14 protein-coding genes are annotated in these 17,480 nt (G+C 66.4%); 9 read left to right on the top strand and 5 right to left on the bottom strand.

The window, feature by feature from the left end; genetic code table 11:
* The first annotated feature begins 47 nt into the window (after positions 1-47).
* The 9 genes from mdh to VE25_RS20630 all read left to right on the top strand — a co-directional run bounded on the left by mdh (position 48) and on the right by VE25_RS20630 (position 10,325).
* Complete coding sequence (mdh, locus tag VE25_RS20590; protein WP_046110553.1) at positions 48-1,010, top strand: malate dehydrogenase; 963 nt, start codon at positions 48-50, stop codon at positions 1,008-1,010.
* A 44-nt stretch (positions 1,011-1,054) separates the two neighbouring features.
* Entirely contained in the window at positions 1,055-2,248 is a 1,194-nt protein-coding gene (gene sucC, locus VE25_RS20595) for an ADP-forming succinate--CoA ligase subunit beta (RefSeq protein ID WP_046110554.1), read from the top strand.
* A gap of 5 nt (positions 2,249-2,253) precedes the next feature.
* Positions 2,254-2,790, top strand: coding sequence for a hypothetical protein (locus VE25_RS20600; RefSeq protein WP_046110555.1), 537 nt, complete (start codon positions 2,254-2,256; stop codon positions 2,788-2,790).
* A gap of 3 nt (positions 2,791-2,793) precedes the next feature.
* Positions 2,794-3,168, top strand: a complete 375-nt coding sequence (locus VE25_RS20605; protein WP_046110556.1) for a cupin domain-containing protein — start codon at positions 2,794-2,796, stop codon at positions 3,166-3,168.
* A gap of 8 nt (positions 3,169-3,176) precedes the next feature.
* Complete coding sequence (sucD, locus tag VE25_RS20610; protein ID WP_046110557.1) at positions 3,177-4,085, top strand: succinate--CoA ligase subunit alpha; 909 nt, start codon at positions 3,177-3,179, stop codon at positions 4,083-4,085.
* Positions 4,086-4,252: 167 nt separating this feature from the next.
* Positions 4,253-7,255, top strand: coding sequence for a 2-oxoglutarate dehydrogenase E1 component (locus tag VE25_RS20615; RefSeq protein WP_046110558.1), 3,003 nt, complete (start codon positions 4,253-4,255; stop codon positions 7,253-7,255).
* 21 nt (positions 7,256-7,276) lie between these two features.
* The gene (odhB, locus tag VE25_RS20620; protein ID WP_046110559.1) at positions 7,277-8,572 is read left to right on the top strand and encodes a 2-oxoglutarate dehydrogenase complex dihydrolipoyllysine-residue succinyltransferase; all 1,296 of its coding nucleotides are present in this window, start codon (positions 7,277-7,279) and stop codon (positions 8,570-8,572) included.
* A gap of 195 nt (positions 8,573-8,767) precedes the next feature.
* Positions 8,768-9,232, top strand: coding sequence for a hypothetical protein (locus VE25_RS20625; protein WP_046110560.1), 465 nt, complete (start codon positions 8,768-8,770; stop codon positions 9,230-9,232).
* Positions 9,233-9,410: 178 nt separating this feature from the next.
* The gene (locus VE25_RS20630) at positions 9,411-10,325 is read left to right on the top strand and encodes an IS30 family transposase (RefSeq protein ID WP_046110561.1); all 915 of its coding nucleotides are present in this window, start codon (positions 9,411-9,413) and stop codon (positions 10,323-10,325) included.
* Between the two features lie 294 nt (positions 10,326-10,619).
* Here VE25_RS20630 and VE25_RS20635 read toward each other — a convergent pair whose 3' ends face one another.
* From VE25_RS20635 to VE25_RS20655, 5 genes are all read right to left on the bottom strand, one after another.
* Positions 10,620-13,271 carry an FtsK/SpoIIIE family DNA translocase gene (locus VE25_RS20635; RefSeq protein ID WP_046110600.1) on the bottom strand — a complete coding sequence of 884 codons (2,652 nt, stop codon included), beginning with the start codon at positions 13,269-13,271 and terminating at the stop codon, positions 10,620-10,622.
* 266 nt (positions 13,272-13,537) lie between these two features.
* The gene (locus VE25_RS20640) at positions 13,538-14,905 is read right to left on the bottom strand and encodes an ammonium transporter (RefSeq protein WP_046110562.1); all 1,368 of its coding nucleotides are present in this window, start codon (positions 14,903-14,905) and stop codon (positions 13,538-13,540) included.
* Between the two features lie 27 nt (positions 14,906-14,932).
* Positions 14,933-15,271, bottom strand: coding sequence for a P-II family nitrogen regulator (locus VE25_RS20645; RefSeq protein ID WP_046110563.1), 339 nt, complete (start codon positions 15,269-15,271; stop codon positions 14,933-14,935).
* 397 nt (positions 15,272-15,668) lie between these two features.
* Positions 15,669-17,051 (bottom strand): ammonium transporter, encoded by a 1,383-nt coding sequence (locus VE25_RS20650; RefSeq protein ID WP_083989092.1) that lies wholly within the window; start codon positions 17,049-17,051, stop codon positions 15,669-15,671.
* A gap of 35 nt (positions 17,052-17,086) precedes the next feature.
* Positions 17,087-17,425, bottom strand: coding sequence for a P-II family nitrogen regulator (locus tag VE25_RS20655; protein WP_046110564.1), 339 nt, complete (start codon positions 17,423-17,425; stop codon positions 17,087-17,089).
* Between the last annotated feature and the right edge of the window lie 55 nt (positions 17,426-17,480).

A 17,480-nucleotide genomic window follows, 5' to 3' on the forward strand; every position in this document is an offset into this window, starting at 1 on the left:
GGGGGTAAGAGGTGCGCCAATTCAACGCAGTCGGGGATGGAAGCTTCATGGCGCGCAGAAAGATCGCTCTCATCGGGTCTGGCCAGATCGGTGGCACTCTTGCTCACCTGGCTGCCCTCAAGGAACTGGGCGACATCGTTCTCTTCGACATCGTCGACGGCGTGCCGCAGGGCAAGGCGCTCGACATCGCGCAATCGGCTCCGGTCGAAGGCTATGACGCGGTCATCAAGGGCACCTCGCAATACGCCGATATCGCCGGCGCCGACGTCGTCATCGTCACGGCGGGCGTACCGAGGAAGCCCGGCATGAGCCGCGACGACCTGCTCGAGATCAACCTCAAGGTCATGGAGCAGGTGGGCGCGGGCATCGCCAAATACGCCAAGGACGCCTTCGTCATCTGCATCACCAACCCGCTGGACGCCATGGTCTGGGCGCTGCAGAAGTTCTCGGGGCTCCCGGCCAACAAGGTCGTCGGCATGGCGGGCGTTCTCGATTCCTCGCGTTTCTGCCACTTCATCGCCGAGGAGCTCGGCGTGTCGATCGAGGACGTCAATGCCTTCGTGCTGGGCGGCCACGGCGACACCATGGTGCCGCTCGCCCGCTACTCGACCGTCGCCGGCATCCCCCTGACCGACATCGTCAAGATGGGGTGGCTGACTAAGGAGCGGCTGGAAGAGATCATCCAGCGCACCCGCGACGGCGGCGCCGAGATCGTGGGCCTGCTCAAGACCGGCTCGGCCTTCTACGCGCCCGCCGCCTCGGCCATCGCCATGGCCGAAAGCTACCTCAAGGACAAGAAGCGCGTGCTGCCGGCCGCCGCCTTCCTCGAGGGCCAGTATGGCGTCAAGGGCACTTATGTGGGTGTGCCGATCGTCATCGGCGCCAACGGGGCCGAAAAGGTCATCGAGATTTCACTCAACAGTGCTGAACAGAAGGCGTTCGACAAATCGGTCGCCGCCGTCGAGGGCCTGATCGCGGCCTGCAAGACCATCGCGCCCAAGCTCGCCTGAGCCGACCCGCGCCAAGAGACCTCTCCCCAACACGGGACTGACAGATGAATATCCACGAACACCAGGCCAAGGCGCTCTTGAAGGACTATGGGGCGCCGGTCGCCGCAGGCGTCGCCATCTTCTCGGCTGACGAGGCGGAAGCGGCGGCCAGGTCCTTGCCGGGACCCCTCTATGTGGTCAAGAGCCAGATCCACGCCGGCGGGCGCGGCAAGGGCAAATTCAAGGAGCTTTCTCCCGACGCCAAGGGCGGGGTCAGGCTGGCCAAGTCCGTCGAGGACGTCGTCGCCAACGCCCGCGAGATGCTGGGCAACACGCTCGTGACCAAGCAGACCGGCCCCGCCGGCAAGCAGGTCAACCGCCTCTACATCGAGGACGGCGCCGATATCGCGCGCGAGCTCTACTGCTCGCTGCTCGTCGACCGTGGAACGGGCCGCGTCTCCTTTGTCGTCTCGACCGAGGGCGGCATGGACATCGAGGCGGTCGCCGCCGAGACGCCGGACAAGATCGTCACCGTCGACATCGACCCGGACAAGGGTGTGACCGACGCCGACGTCGCCGAGATCTCGTCGGCCCTGAAGCTCGAGGGCGACGCCGCCAATGACGCCAAGAGCCTCTTTCCGATCCTCTACAAGGCCTTCACCGAGAAGGACATGAGCCTTCTCGAGGTCAACCCACTGATCGTCATGGACGACGGGCACCTGCGCGTCCTCGACGCCAAGGTCTCGTTCGACAACAACGCCGCCTTCCGCCACGAGGACATCGCGCAGCTGCGTGATCTCACCGAAGAGGACGCCAAGGAGATCGAGGCTTCCAAGCACGATCTCTCCTACGTCGCCCTCGACGGCAATATCGGCTGCATGGTCAACGGCGCGGGCCTTGCCATGGCCACCATGGACATCATCAAGCTCTATGGGGCCGAGCCCGCCAACTTCCTCGATGTGGGCGGCGGCGCCAGCAAGGAAAAGGTCACGGCCGCCTTCAAGATCATCACCGCCGACCCCAATGTCGAAGGCATCCTCGTCAATATCTTCGGCGGCATCATGCGCTGCGACGTCATCGCCGAGGGCGTGATCGCCGCGGTCAAGGAGGTCGGGCTTAAGGTGCCGCTGGTCGTCCGCCTCGAAGGTACGCGCGTCAAGGAAGGCAAGGCCATCCTCGACCAGTCCGGGCTCAACGTCATCTCGGCCGACGATCTCGACGACGCGGCCCAGAAGATCGTCGCGGCGGTGAAGGGATAAACGCCATGCACGCCTCGCGCCCCGCCGTCTCCGTCCTGCTCGCAGCTCTTCTCGTCGCGGCGCCCGCCGCCGCTCAGGAGAAGACCAAGAGCAAGGCGCCGGCCCGGCCGATCACGGTCGAGCTTCTCGAGACCTGCGAGCTCTTCGCGCGCGGCGACGTGCTGGCGAGCTCGAGCGCGACCGAGAAGGGCTGGAGCGTCACCGAAGCCGTGACCGACAGCGTCTTCGTTTCCTCCTTCGAGGCCTCGCGTTCATTCGAAGGGATCGGCGATGCCGACCTCTTCGTGCTCGTCGAGGATTACCCGCAGCTGACGCTCGGCTATTGCCGCATCGACATCAGCGAGCCGCAGGGCGAGGCGGGTGTTGCCGAGCTCGACGGCCTCGATCGCCTTGCCGGCGACCTCGAGGAGAACGCCGACGGCACCTATGGCGCCTGGAACGGCACGGGCGAGGACGCCAGCTACATGCTCCTCTCCAACCAGGACGAATACAGCTTCGGCCTGCAGCTGACGATCATCGAACCGGTCGAAGGCGGTCAGTAGGCGATGCCCGTCCCCCGAAAGATCCACCTGCTCGAAGCGGCCGACGCGCGCATCGGCAAGGTCTTCGATCCCCATATCGCCGGCGACGTCAACGACGCGCAGGTCAAGATCGCCAAGTTCGGCGAGGTGTTCGACTGGCATGCCCATGAAAACGAGGACGAGGCGTTCCTCGTGCTGCGCGGCCGCATCGCCGTCGATTTCCGCGACGGCGCCGTCGAGATGGGCGAGGGCGAGTTCCTCGTCGTTCCCAAGGGCGTCGAGCACCGGCCGCGCTCATTGACCCACGAGCCGGTCGTGCTGATGTTCGAGCCGGCGACCACCCTCAACACCGGTAACGCCGACAGTGCGCTGACCGTCACCGAACTCAACCGACTCTAGGAAGCTCAATGTCGATTCTCGTCAACAAGGATACCAAGGTTCTGGTGCAGGGGCTGACCGGCAAGACCGGCACGTTCCATACCGAGCAGGCGCTGGCCTACTACGGCACCAAGATGGTCGGCGGCGTGAACCCCAAGAAGGGCGGCGAGACCTGGACCTCGGGGCTCGACGCATCGGCGAGCCTGCCGATCTTTGCAACGGTTGCCGAAGGCAAGGACGCAACGGGCGCCAACGCCTCGGTCATCTACGTGCCGCCGGCGGGCGCCGCCGCCGCCATCCTCGAGGCGATCGAGGCCGAGATCGAACTCATCGTCTGCATCACCGAGGGCGTGCCGGTCCTCGACATGGTCAAGGTGAAGGCCGCGCTCGAAAAATCGAAGTCGCGCCTCATCGGCCCGAACTGCCCGGGCGCGCTGACACCCGAAGAATGCAAGATCGGCATCATGCCGGGGTCCATCTTCTCCAAGGGCTCGGTGGGCATTGTTTCCCGCTCGGGCACGCTTACCTATGAAGCGGTGTTCCAGACGACCAACGAGGGTCTCGGACAGACGACCGCGGTCGGCATCGGCGGCGACCCGGTCAAGGGCACCGAGTTCATCGATGTCCTCGAGATGTTCCTGGCCGACGAGGCTACAAGATCGATCATCATGATCGGCGAGATCGGCGGCTCGGCCGAGGAAGACGCCGCGCAGTTCCTCATCGACGAGGCCAAGCGCGGCCGCAAGAAGCCCATGGCCGGGTTCATTGCGGGCCTCACCGCGCCCGCAGGCCGCACCATGGGTCATGCTGGCGCCGTAATTTCGGGCGGTAAGGGTGGCGCCGAAGACAAGATCGCGGCCATGCAAGCGGCCGGGATCAAGGTGTCCAAGTCCCCGGCACGCATCGGGGCGACGCTGGCCGAGGTCCTCAAGGGCTGACGGTCACGAATTGATGAGCCGTAGCGCGGGCGGGGCGCGCTGCACGTTTTAACGCGATACAAAGGACAAAGCGGTCAGTATCGGGTGGAAAACTGAACCGCATTTGGGGTCGGCACCTGCCGGCTCGTTGAGAAGGATGGCGGGGCGAGAGGCCTCGCGACAGAGCAATGACACGACAGGAAAAGAACGACACGTTCTTGCTGACCTCGTTCCTCTACGGAGGCAACGCCGACTACATCGAAGAGCTCTATTCCCGGTTTAAGACCGATCCCGCGAGCGTCGATGAAACCTGGGGCTCCTTCTTCTCCAAGCTCGAAGATTCCGGCGCCGACGCCAGGCGCAACGTCGAGGGCCCGTCCTGGGCCCGGCGCGACTGGCCGCAAGCGGCCAATGGCGACCTGGTTTCCGCCCTCGACGGCGACTGGGGCCAAATCGCGGTCAAGACCGAAAAGGCCGTGACGAAGAAGGCCGAGGCCGCCGGCGCGCCCGCGCCCAGCGCCGAGGCGGTGCTGCAGGCCACCCGCGATTCCATCCGCGCCATCATGATGATCCGCGCCTACCGCATGCGCGGTCACCTGCATGCGGACCTCGACCCCTTGAAGCTCAAGGCCGAGGAACCGGCTCCAGAGCTCGATCCGGCCAGCTACGGCTTTTCCGAAGGCGATTACGGGCGCAAGATCTTCATCGACAATTATCTGGGGCTCGAATACGCCACCATCCCCGAGATGCTGGCGATCCTCAAGCGCACCTATTGCGGCACGCTCGGCATCGAGTTCATGCATATCTCCGATCCCGAGTCCAAGCAGTGGATCCAAGAGCGCATCGAAGGCCCGGACAAGGAGATCACCTTCACCCCGGAGGGGAAGAAAGCGATCTTCAACAAGCTCGTGGAAGCGGAAGGCTTCGAGAAGTTCCTCGACGTCAAGTACACCGGCACCAAGCGCTTCGGCCTCGACGGGGCGGAATCGCTCATCCCGGCGCTCGAGCAGATCATCAAGCGCGGCGGCGCGCTCGGTATCAAGGACGTGGTGCTCGGCATGGCCCACCGCGGCCGCCTCAACGTGCTGACCCAGGTGCTGGCCAAGCCGCACCGCGCGCTCTTCCACGAGTTCAAGGGCGGGGCCTTCTATCCCGAGGACGTCGAGGGCTCGGGCGACGTCAAGTATCACCTGGGCGCTTCGTCGGACCGCGAGTTCGACGGCAACAAGGTGCACCTGTCGCTGACCGCCAACCCGTCCCACCTCGAGATCGTCGATCCGGTGGTCTTGGGCAAGGCGCGCGCCAAGCAGGACCAGCACATCTCGCCCGAGGGCAAGCTCGTCTCCTTCGATCCCGAGAGCAAGCCGGACCGCTCGACGGTCCTGCCGCTGCTGCTCCATGGCGATGCGGCCTTTGCCGGCCAGGGCGTCGTCGCCGAGTGCTTCGGGCTTTCGGGCCTCAAGGGTCACCGCACGGGCGGGTCGATCCACTTCGTCATCAACAACCAGATCGGCTTTACCACCTCGCCGCTCTATTCGCGCTCCTCGCCCTATCCCACCGACGTCGCCAAGATGATCGAGGCGCCGGTGCTACACGTCAACGGCGACGATCCGGAGGCGGTGGTGTTCGCCGCCAAGGTCGCGGTCGAATACCGGCAGACCTTCGGGCGTCCGGTGGTCATCGACATGTTCTGCTACCGCCGCTTCGGCCACAACGAGGGCGACGAGCCGAGCTTCACCCAGCCGCTGATGTATTCGCGCATCCGCAGCCACAAGACGACGCTCGAGCTTTACGGCGAAAAGCTCGTGGCCGAAGGCCTCCTCACCGCCGAGGAGATCGAGGCGACCAAGGCCGAATGGAGGGCCAGGCTCGAGGGCGAGTTCGAGGCCGGCCAGGACTATCGGCCGAACAAGGCCGACTGGCTGGATGGCGTGTGGAAGGAAATGAAGCCGGCCGAGCAGGACGGTCCGCGCCGCGGCAACACCGGCGTCGAGATCGAGCAGCTCACCAGGCTCGGCGTCGAGCTGACGCGCGTGCCCGAGGGCTTTGCCGTCCATCGCACCGTCAAGCGCTTCATGGACAACCGCCTCGCCGCCATCGAATCCGGCGAGGGCATCGACTGGGCGACCGGCGAGGCGCTGGCCTTCGCCACCCTCGTCACCGAAGGGCATCCGGTGCGGCTTTCCGGCCAGGACGTCGAGCGCGGCACCTTCAGCCAGCGCCATTCGGTGCTCAACGACCAGCAGGTCGACGGCAAGTCCTATACGCCGCTCAATAACCTCTCGCCCGACCAGTGCCGCTACGAGGTCATCAACTCGATGCTCTCGGAAGAGGCCGTGCTCGGCTTCGAATACGGCTATTCGCTGGCCGAGCCCAAGGCGCTGACCATCTGGGAAGCCCAGTTCGGCGACTTCGTCAACGGCGCGCAGGTGGTGATCGACCAGTTCATCTCGTCGGGCGAGCGCAAGTGGTTCCGCATGTCGGGCCTCGTCATGCTCCTGCCGCACGGTTACGAGGGCCAGGGCCCCGAGCACTCCTCGGCCCGCCCCGAGCGTTTCCTGCAGCTGTGCGCCGAGGACAACATGCAGGTCGCCAACTGCACGACCCCGGCCAACTACTTCCACATCCTGCGGCGGCAGGTGAAGCGGGACTTCCGCAAGCCCCTGATCCTGATGACGCCGAAGTCGCTGCTCCGCCACAAGCGGGCGGTCTCGAGCCTCGTCGAGCTCGGGCCGGACTCCTGCTTCCATCGCCTGCTCTGGGACGATGCGGAAACGCCGGGCGCGCCCAAGACGACGGTCAAGCTTGCCGCCGACGACAAGATCCGCCGCGTCGTGCTCTGCACCGGCAAGGTCTACTACGACCTGCTCGAGGATCGCGAGAAGCGCGGGCTCGACGATGTCTACCTGTTGCGCGTCGAGCAGCTTTATCCGTTCCCGGCCAAGGCGCTGCTCGATGAACTGAACCGCTTCCCCAATGCGGAGGTGGTCTGGTGCCAGGAGGAGCCCAAGAACATGGGTGCCTGGGCGTTCATCCAGCCCTATGTGGAATGGGTGCTTGACCAGATGGGCCGCACCGGCCAGCGTGTGCGCTATGTCGGCCGGCCGGCCGCGGCCTCGCCGGCCACGGGCCTGATGCGCACGCACCTGGCGCAGCTTCAGGCGTTCCTCGACGAAGCATTCGCCGCCTAAGGCAGAAACAAGGATCAAACAATGTCGACAGAAATCCGCGTGCCGACGCTGGGCGAAAGCGTCACCGAAGCCACCATCGGCCAATGGTTCAAGAAGGTGGGCGACGCCGTCGCCGCCGACGAGCCGGTGGTCGAGCTCGAGACCGACAAGGTGACCATCGAAGTGCCGGCACCCGCCGCGGGCGTTCTCGAGGCGATTGCCGCCAATCCGGGCGACACGGTCGATGTCGGCGCGCTGCTGGGCGCCATCGCCCCCAACGGCGCCGCGGCCAAGCCGGCCGAGACCGCCAAGCCTGCCGAACCCGCCAAGCCCGCCGAGGCCAAGGCGCCCGCCCCGCCGGCCGCCAGCCAGCAGGCCGCGCCCGCCGCAGCCGCCTCCGATCGGGCCCCGGCCCCGTCCGCCCAGAAGCTGATGGCCGAGAACAACCTCTCGGCCGGCGACGTCGCGGGCTCCGGCAAGGCCGGCCAGGTCCTCAAGGAAGACGTGCTCGCCGCCATGAGCAAGCCGGCTCCCGCGCCGGTTCCGCCGATCCCCGGCACGGTCGACGCGCAGCCGACCGAGCGGCCGCAGGCCAAGGCCCCGGCGGCTCCCCGCGCCCCGGTCGCCGCCGATGACGAGGCGCGCGAGGAGCGGGTCAAGATGACCCGCCTGCGCCAGACCATCGCGCGGCGTTTGAAGGACGCGCAGAACACGGCCGCCATGCTCACCACCTTCAACGAGGTGGACATGAAGCCGGTCATGGACCTCAGGAACCAGTATAAGGAGCTCTTCGAGAAGAAGCACGGCGTCAAGCTCGGCTTCATGGGCTTCTTCACCAAGGCCGTCGTCCATGCCTTGAAGGAAATCCCGACGGTCAATGCCGAGATCGACGGCGACGACCTCATCTACAAGAACTACGCCCACATCGGCGTGGCGGTCGGCACCGACAAGGGTCTCGTCGTGCCGGTGGTGCGCGATGCTGACCAGATGACGATCGCCGAGATCGAGAAGGCCATCGGCGTCCTCGGCAAGAAGGCGCGCGACGGACAGCTCTCCATGGCCGACATGCAGGGCGGCACCTTCACCATCTCCAATGGCGGCGTCTACGGCTCGCTGATGAGTACCCCGATCCTCAACGCGCCGCAGTCCGGCATCCTCGGCATGCACAAGATCCAGGAGCGGCCGGTGGTCGTCGACGGGCAGATCGTCATCCGCCCGATGATGTACCTGGCGCTCTCCTACGATCACCGCATCGTCGACGGCAAGGAGGCGGTCACCTTCCTCGTGCGCGTCAAGGAGAGCCTCGAGGCCCCCGAGCGCCTGGTGCTCGACCTTTAGCTCTAAACCGCCGTATTCGTCTGCTTTTGAGAGGGGCCCGCCGCCGGCGGGTCCTTCACGTTTTGTAGAGGGCGGTTGTCCGGCGCATCGGGATTAAGCCTTCGGCAAGGATTGCGCCGCATTGAGGCGTGGTCTTGGATGCAGCGTTCCCGGTCCGCCGGCACCGCCCAAAAAAGAGTTCTTTCGGAGTGCGCCTTGCGCCATCTCATGCGTTTCTCGGTCGCGCTGGTCGTCGCGACCCTCGGCCAGTTGAGTCCCGCCTTTCCCGCCCGCGCCCAGCCCGATGACGCCGCCCTCATCGGCGAGCTCATGGCCTTCCACGGCTCGGAGACCATCGTCTCGGTGATGACGACGCATTGCTACGAGACGACCGGGCTCGATCCGGCCTACCGGCAAGCCGCCGAGGACTGGTACCTGAGGAACATCGGCTTTCTCGATCTCGCCGACCGGGTGATCCTGCGTCTGGGGGGAGCCGAAGAGGCCGAGCGGCGCGCCGCCGAGACCTATGCCGGCAGCCAGATCATGAGCGCCTACAACCAGGCCGGCGACAAATCCGCCTTCTGCCAGGAATTCCTCGCCCAGGTCGAAAGCGGCCGCTTCGACATCGACAAGCAGCTGCCGGGGCCCCTGGAACGCGCGCGGGAGATCGCGTCGCAGTAGTGGCGAGCTCCGCCATCAGGTCCTCGATGCCCCCAACTCTCGATGTCGCCCTGGTGATCCGCGCCAGCCGCAAGGTGTGTGAACGGGGCAGGAAACGCAGCCGCTCGTGCTCGTGGTGGTTCAGGGCTGGGTCCGCTGAGTTCTCAAACGAAGTGCAACACCAGCTTAAGGTGTTGCGATGGGACAGCGGTATGGACAGTTCAAAGTTGAGGAGCGGATCGAGATTGCCCGGCTATCGGCAGCGGGGGTCTCGATCCGGCAGATCGCTGCAGCTCTGGATCGCGCGCCATCGTCGGTTTCTCGGGAGCTGAAGCGCAACAGCGGCAGCACGGTGGGCTACAAGCCGAGCTATGCCGACCAGCAGGCCAAGGCGCGACGTTGGAGCGGCAGCCGGCTTGAGCGTGATGACGAGTTGCGCGCCCTGGTGCTGGGGCAACTGGCGATCGGCTGGTCGCCCGAGCAGATCGCCGGGCGGTCGGGCCGGATCGGCACCGAGACGATCTACCGGTTCATCTATGCCCAGATCGCGCGCCACAACGACTTCAGCTGGCGCCGCTACCTGGCGCGCGCCAAGTTCAAGCGCGGCCGGCGCTCGGGCCGGGGCGGCAGTCCGGCCTTGCACATGAGCCACCGGGTCGGGCTGAGCGAACGGCCCGCCGAGGTGGACCAGCGCAGCAGCGCCGGCCACTGGGAAGCCGACCTGATGGCCTTCGCCCGCTACGGTCAGAACATCCTCATGCTGCACGAGCGCATGAGCCGCATTCTGGTCGGCAGCCGGCTGCCGTCAAAGCAGGCCGAACCGGTTGCCCGGGCCCTCAGGGCTGCCCTCGAGCCCCTGCCGCAGTCGCTGCGCCAGACCGTCACCTTCGACAACGGCACCGAGTTCGCCCGCCACTACACGCTCAACCCGACCGGCATCGCCACCTACTTCTGCGACCCTCATGCCCCCTGGCAAAAGGGCGGCATCGAGAACGCCATCGGCCGCATGCGACGCTTCCTGCCCCGCAAGACCGACCTGGCCAGTATCGACGACAAACTCTTCATCGAGCTCATTGCCGCCTATAACAACACACCCAGAAAATGCCTCGACTAGAAAACCCCAGCCGAAGCCTTCTCAATCCAACTGTTGCACTTCGTTTGAGAACTCAGCGGACGCAGTAAACGACGCCACTGCGACTGGCACAATACCTCCGACCCACAGGGGTCATTCCGCGAAAGCGGAAACCTCTGTTATCCTTGTTGGTCCTGCCAACGGAGGTCCCCGCGTTCGCGGGGATGACGCGGTGAGGGTTGGTGGTTGGAGTGCAAAACCGCACCCGCGCCGTTTACTGGGTCCCGGCTTTCGCCGGGATGACAGGCGGTGGGTAGGGCAGAATAGTGCGACGGGCTAGTACTGGTCCGCCCCCACCAGGATCTCGCGCTTGCCGGCGTGGTTGGGCGACGAGATCACCCCCTCCTGCTCCATGCGCTCGATGAGGGTGGCGGCCTTGTTGTAGCCGATGGCGAGGCGCCGCTGGATGTAAGAGGTCGAGGCCTTCTTGTCGGTTAAGACGATGTGGACGGCCTTGTCGTAGAGCTCGTCGCCGGAGCCCGCATAGTCGTCGCCGGTCATCTCGGGGGTGATCTCGCCGTCCTCGTCCTCGGTGATGGAATCGAGGTATTCGGGCGTGCCCTGGCTCTTGAGGTGACTGACGATGGCCTCGACCTCGCCGTCGGCGACGAACGGGCCGTGGAGGCGCTTGATGCGCCCGCCGCCGGCCATGTAGAGCATGTCGCCATTGCCCAGGAGCTGCTCGGCCCCCTGCTCGCCGAGGATGGTGCGCGAGTCGATCTTGCTGGTGACCATGAACGAGATGCGGGTCGGGAAGTTGGCCTTGATGGTGCCAGTGATGACGTCGACCGAGGGGCGTTGCGTGGCGGTGACCATGTGGATGCCGGCCGCGCGCGCCATCTGCGCCAGGCGCTGGATGGCGCCCTCGATGTCCTTGCCGGCCACCATCATCAGGTCGGCCATCTCGTCGACGATGATGACGATGTAGGGCAAGGGCTCGAGGTCGAATTCTTCCGATTCGAAGATCGGCTCGCCGGTCTCGCGGTCGAACCCGGTCTGCACGGTGCGGGTCAGCACCTCGCCCTTCTTCCTCGCTTCCGAGACGCGCTGGTTGAAGCCGTCGATGTTCCTGACACCGATCTTGCTCATCTTGCGGTAGCGGTCCTCCATCTCGCGCACCGCCCATTTGAGCGCGACCACCGCCTTTTGCGGATCGGTGACGACGGGGGTCAGGAGGTGCGGGATGCCGTCATAGATCGACAGCTCCAGCATCTTGGGGTCGATCATGATCAGGCGGCACTGCTCCGGCGTCATCTGGTAGAGGAGCGAGAGGATCATGGTGTTGATGCCGACCGACTTGCCCGAGCCGGTGGTGCCGGCGATCAAGAGGTGCGGCATGCGCGCCAGGTCCGCGATCACCGGCTCTCCGCCGATGGTCTTGCCGAGGCAGATGGGCAATTTGCCCTTCATCTTCTCGAAGTCGGAGGAACCGAGCATCTCGCGCAGGTAAACGGTCTCGCGCGTCTTGTTGGGCAATTCGATGCCGATGGCGTTGCGGCCGGGCACCACCGCGACGCGCGCCGAGATGGCGCTCATCGAGCGAGCGATGTCGTCGGCGAGCGAGATGACCCGGCTCGACTTGATGCCGGGTGCCGGCTCCAGCTCGAAGAGGGTGACGACCGGACCGGGGCGCACATTGATGATGTCGCCCTTGACGCCGAAATCTTCCAGCACGCCCTCGAGCTGGCGGGCCAGGGCTTCGAGGTGCTCGGGGCGATGCTCTTCCGGCACGCCGGTGTGGCGCGGCTCGGCGAGAAGGCTCAGGGGCGGCAGCTCGAAGCCGCCGCCATCCTCGAGCAGCAGAGAACCCTGCGCCTCGCGCATGACGCGCGCGCCCGGCGCCGGGCGCTGGGCGGGCGCGGCAACGCGGGCCGAGACGAACCGCGAATCGCCCTGCCGAGTATCGGCGATGGCTGCCGGCTCGCGCCGGGCCGCGGAGGAACGGGTCGCCGCCGGCGGCGCCGGATCGATGTCGAAGGGCACGTCGTCGTAGTCTGGCTCGTCGGGATAGTCGATGACCGCCTCGTCCTCGTAGCCGCCCGCGTGCCGGTGCGCACCGGGCTCCGGGGAAGCGACGCTCGGCGCGGCGATGCGGCGCTCGCCGCCGAACTGCGGCTCGCGGCGCGGCTCGGCCGGCGCGGAACGGCTCTCGAAGCCGGGCTCGGCCGTGTGATCGTCGAATTGCTGGCCGGTGGCGCGGCGCTCCTCCTGCCGGGCGCGGGCGCGCCGGAAGGCGGTGCGGGCCGAATACCCCATGTGGACGAGAGCGCCGATGGCGATATCGAAAATGGGATTGGACTCGCGCTCCCCCTCTCCATCCTCCTCGCGCGCGGCGGCGCGGTTGCGCTCGGCGCCGGCGGTCCCGGCGGCGGGCTCGGTCTTGCCGAGGCCGAGCGCGATCCAGTAGGCCGCAAGCGCCGGGGCGGCGATGATGATGGCAAAGAGGGCCGCCGTGATCGGTTGCGGATCGGCGCCGGCGACGACCGCGGCGAGATTGGTGAAGCCCGTGCCGACGAGGCCGCCGAGCCCGGTCGGCAGCGGCCAGGTCTCGGGCATGGGCACGAAGGCGAACACCCCGCAGGCGAGGACCGACGACAGCACCCAGGCTCCGGCGCGCAGGCCGAAGCTGACGATGCGCTGCCGGCGGGCCATGGCCCAGCCCCAGAGCGCCAGCGGCAGCAGCAGCACGAGGCTGGCGAGCCCGAAGACCTGGAACATCAGGTCAGCGACGACCGCGCCCGGAAAGCCCAGCCAGTTCTGCGGGATCTTCGCCGTCGCATAGGAAAGGCTCGGATCGTCCACCGACCAGGAGGCGAGCGAGACGAGCGCGATCGCGACGATGGCAAGCAGCACGAAACCCGCCAGCCGCAGCGGAATGCGGATGGCGATGGAAAGCCCCGGGGAACTCTCGCGCGGCGGCGGCGCCATGCGGCTGGCGCGGGTCGCGGGAGTGCGGATTTCGTCGAGGATGGGGGTCGGATGTGTCGGCATTCTCGTACGCAAAACAGATCGCCCGGCCGTGCGGGAATCGCTGGCCCAGAGTGCCGCGATCCTAGACTGCCTGTGGTTAATCGCATGCTAACCATGAGACCGCTCGGAATGGACGATGCAGGGCTGCAACGAAAAGGGCCCGCCGCGGGTGCGGCAGGCCCAGTCGGGAGACGGGCCGGAGCGTTTCGCCCCGGCTCACGGGATCAGTTGTAGGCGCGCTCGCCGTGGGTCGACAGGTCGAGGCCGTCGCTCTCGGCCGCGTCCGAAACGCGCAGGCCCCCGAACAGCACCCGCACGATGGTGATGGCGATGACCGTGACCACCGCCGACCAGGCGACGGCGATGACGACCGCGACGATCTGCGTCACCAGCTGGCCGCCCATGGTGTAGCCGTCGAGCGGGTAGCCGCCGAAGCCGGGATTGGCGACGATGGCGGTTCCGATGGCCCCGACGATGCCGCCGACGCCATGGATGCCGAAGACGTCGAGGCTGTCGTCGTATTTGAGCATCGGCTTCAAGGTCACGACCGCCCACAGGCAGATGAAGCCGGCGACGGCGCCGAGGACGATCGCCCCGAACGTGCCCGAGAACCCGGCGGCCGGCGTGATGGCGACGAGCCCCGCCACGGCGCCCGAGACGGCGCCGAGGGCCGAGGCGTGGCCGCGGGTCACGCGCTCGCCGATCGCCCAGGCGAGGGCCGCGGCGGCGGGAGCCGTGATGGTGTTGAGGAAGGCCTGGGCGGTCAGGCCATTGGCCTCGAGGTTGGAGCCGGCGTTGAAGCCGAACCAGCCGACCCAGAGCAGGCACGCCCCGATGAAGGTCAGCGACAGGTTGTGCGGCGCGATCGGCTCCTTCATGTAGTCGCGGCGCGAGCCCAGCATCACGGCAGCGACGAGCGCGGCGACGCCCGAGTTGATGTGGACGACCGTGCCGCCGGCGAAGTCATAGGCGCCCATGCCGAAGAGCAGGCCGGGACCCGCCCACACCATGTGGGCGATCGGCAGGTACGAGAACGTGAACCAGAGGGCGAGGAACGCCATCAGCGCGCCGAACTTCATGCGCTCGGCGATGGCGCCGACGATGAGGGTTGCGGTGATGGCCGCGAACGTCAGCTGGAAGCAGACGAACACCAGTTCGGGCAGCTCGAACCCGGCCGAGAAGGTGGCCGCGCGCGAATCGGGCGTGACGCCGGCGAGGAAGAACTTGGAGAAGTCGCCGATGAAGGCCGAAAGACCGCCCTCGCTCGGGCCGGCGAAGGCCAGCGAATAGCCGTAGGCGACCCAGAGCAGGGCGATCATGGCGAAGCCCGCGAACACCTGGGTGAGGACCGAGAGCACGTTCTTGGAGCGCACCAGGCCGCCATAGAAGAGCGCCAGGCCCGGAATGGTCATCAGGATGACAAGGACGGTCGACACCAGCATCCAGGCGGTATCGCCCTTGTCGACGACGGCGGCGACGGCTTCGACAGCTTCCTCGGCCGGGGCCGCGGCTTCCTGCGCGAAGGCCGGCAGGCTGGTGGCGAGGGCGACCGCGACGGCCGCAGGCAGGGTTGAAAGTCTTTGCAGGTTCATTGGGGTTGGACTCCGCGGGGGAACTGGTCAGAGCGCGTCCGGACCGGTCTCGCCGGTGCGGATGCGGGTTGCGGCCAGAAGGTCGATGACGAAGATCTTGCCGTCGCCGATGCGCTCGGTGTTGGCGGCCTCGCGGATGGCGGCGACGACCGCGTCGACGCGATCGCTGGCGACGGCGACCTCGAGCTTGAGCTTGGGCAGGAAGTTGACGGTGTATTCGGCGCCCCGGTAGATCTCGGAATGGCCCTTCTGGCGGCCATAACCCTTGACCTCGGTGACGGTCATGCCGTGCACGTCGAGGGCGGAAAGCGCCTCGCGCACGTTCTCGATGCGCGAAGGTTTGATGATTGCAATCACCAGTTTCATGAAGTCTCCTCCTGGGGCGGCGAACGGCCGGTGGGATGCCGAGGAAGACTCAAATGGCGTGCCAGATGCGCGCGTGATGAAATCTGCGTGAATTTACAGGCTGTTAAGCAAACCGGGCATCCGGGATGCCTCAATCGGAATCACGATCTGCACATGGATTAGGCAATCTGCGCACGTCGTGAGCAATAATATGGCAGTCTTGTGACAGCCGTTTTGCTGGGCTTGCAAGTCCGGCCGGCGGCGATGCCGCGCGGGCGCCGGTCTTGCAAGGGGTGTGCAGCCCATGCCGGTTTGCGAGTGGGAAGCCTCTGTGGCGGGCCAAGAGGGAGCACAGGCTGCACGCCGCTTGCAAGAAGCGGGGTGGCGGCCCGGCCGGAGCCGGACCGCCGGATTCACCTCAAGAGAACTCGGGATAGGCCTCGACGCCCACTTCCGCCTTATCGAGCCCCAGCGCCTCGTCTTCCTCGCTCGGGCGCAGGCCGATGACCGTCTTGATGACGAACCAGACCGCGAAGGAGACGATGAAGACGAAGAGGCCGACGATGACGATGGAGGCGAGCTGGCCCCAGAGGGTCGCGTCGGGATTGGTGAAGACCACCGCGATGGTGCCCCAGATGCCAGCGAAGAGGTGCACGGGGATCGCGCCCACCACGTCGTCGATCCTGAACCTGTCGAGCAGCGGAACCGTCAGCACCACGATGAGGCCGCCGACCGCGCCGATGAGGCTGGCGGTGCCGAGCCCCGGCATCAGCGGCTCGGCGGTGACCGAGACGAGCCCGGCGAGCGCCCCGTTGATGACGAAGGTCAGGTCAACCTTCTTGTAGATGATCTGGGTGAGGATCATCGCGGCCAGGGCCCCGCCGACGGCGCCGGCATTGGTGTTGGCCATGATGCGCCCGACATCCGAGACGTCGCCAACGGTGCCCATGGCGAGCTGGGAGGCGCCGTTGAAGCCGAACCAGCCGAGCCAGAGGATGAACATGCCGAGCGTGGCCAGCGGCATCGAGGAACCGGGCATGGCGTTGACGGTGCCGTCGGCGTTGTACTTGCCCTTGCGCGCGCCGAGCAGGATGGCGCCGGCGAGCGCCGCCCAGCCGCCGACCGAGTGCACGACCGTCGAGCCGGCGAAGTCGAGGAAGCCGAACTGCGTGTCGAGGAAGCCGCCGCCCCACTTCCAGGAGGCCTGGATCGGGTAGATCAGCGCCGTCAGCACGACGGTGAAGACCAGGAACGGCCAGATCCTGATGCGCTCGGCGAGCGTGCCCGAGACGATCGAGGCGGCCGTGGCGCAGAACATCACCTGGAAGAAGAAGTCGGCGCTGGTGGCCGCATAGGAGATGTCGGCCACCTCGCCGGTGCCCACGCCCACCGCTTCCAGAGCAGCGATGGCGAACGCGCCCAGATACCCGCCGGTCTCGTCCGAGCCGATGGCCCAGGCCCCCAGCGGATACATGAGGTTGTAGCCGATGAGGTAGTACATGATGCAGGCGATGGAAAAGAGCGAGATGTTCTTCAAAAGCTGCATGGAGACGTTCTTGGTGCGCACCATGCCGGATTCGACCATGGCGAAGCCCGCGGCCATCCAGAACACCAGGAAACCGCCGATCAGCATCAGCAGCGAATTGAGGATGAAGACCATTTCATCGGGAAAGCCGGGAGCGGCGGCGGCCTCGGCGGCTTCGCCGGCGACCTCTGCGTCCTGGGCGAGGACCGGGAGCGCCAGGAGCAGCGATGCGGCGGCCGCAGTCCCGAGCAGTTTGATGGGCTTGATGTCCCTCATTGTCGTTTAATCCCCCATAAAAAAGAGCTGTGTTTCTAGAGCGCGGCGGCGCCGGTCTCACCCGTGCGGATGCGGGTGACGGCCAGCAGGTCGAGGATGAAGATCTTGCCGTCGCCGATGCGCCCGGTCTGGGCGCTCTCGCGGATGGCGAACGCCACCGCGTCGGCCTGGCCGTCGTCGACGGCGATCTCGACCTTGAGCTTGGGCAGGAAGTGCACGGCATATTCCGTGCCGCGATAGATCTCGGAATGACCCTTCTGGCGGCCATATCCCTTGACCTCGGTCACGGTCATGCCGTGGACGTCGAGCGAGTTGAGGGCCTGGCGGACCTCCTCGAGCCGCGACGGCTTGATGATTGCAACCACCAGCTTCATGGATGCTCCTTTCTCAGCACATGCGATGACATGACTGACTCAAGTCGCGTGCCAA

It is taken from the genome of Devosia geojensis (assembly GCF_000969415.1).
Lineage (GTDB): Bacteria > Pseudomonadota > Alphaproteobacteria > Rhizobiales > Devosiaceae > Devosia > Devosia geojensis.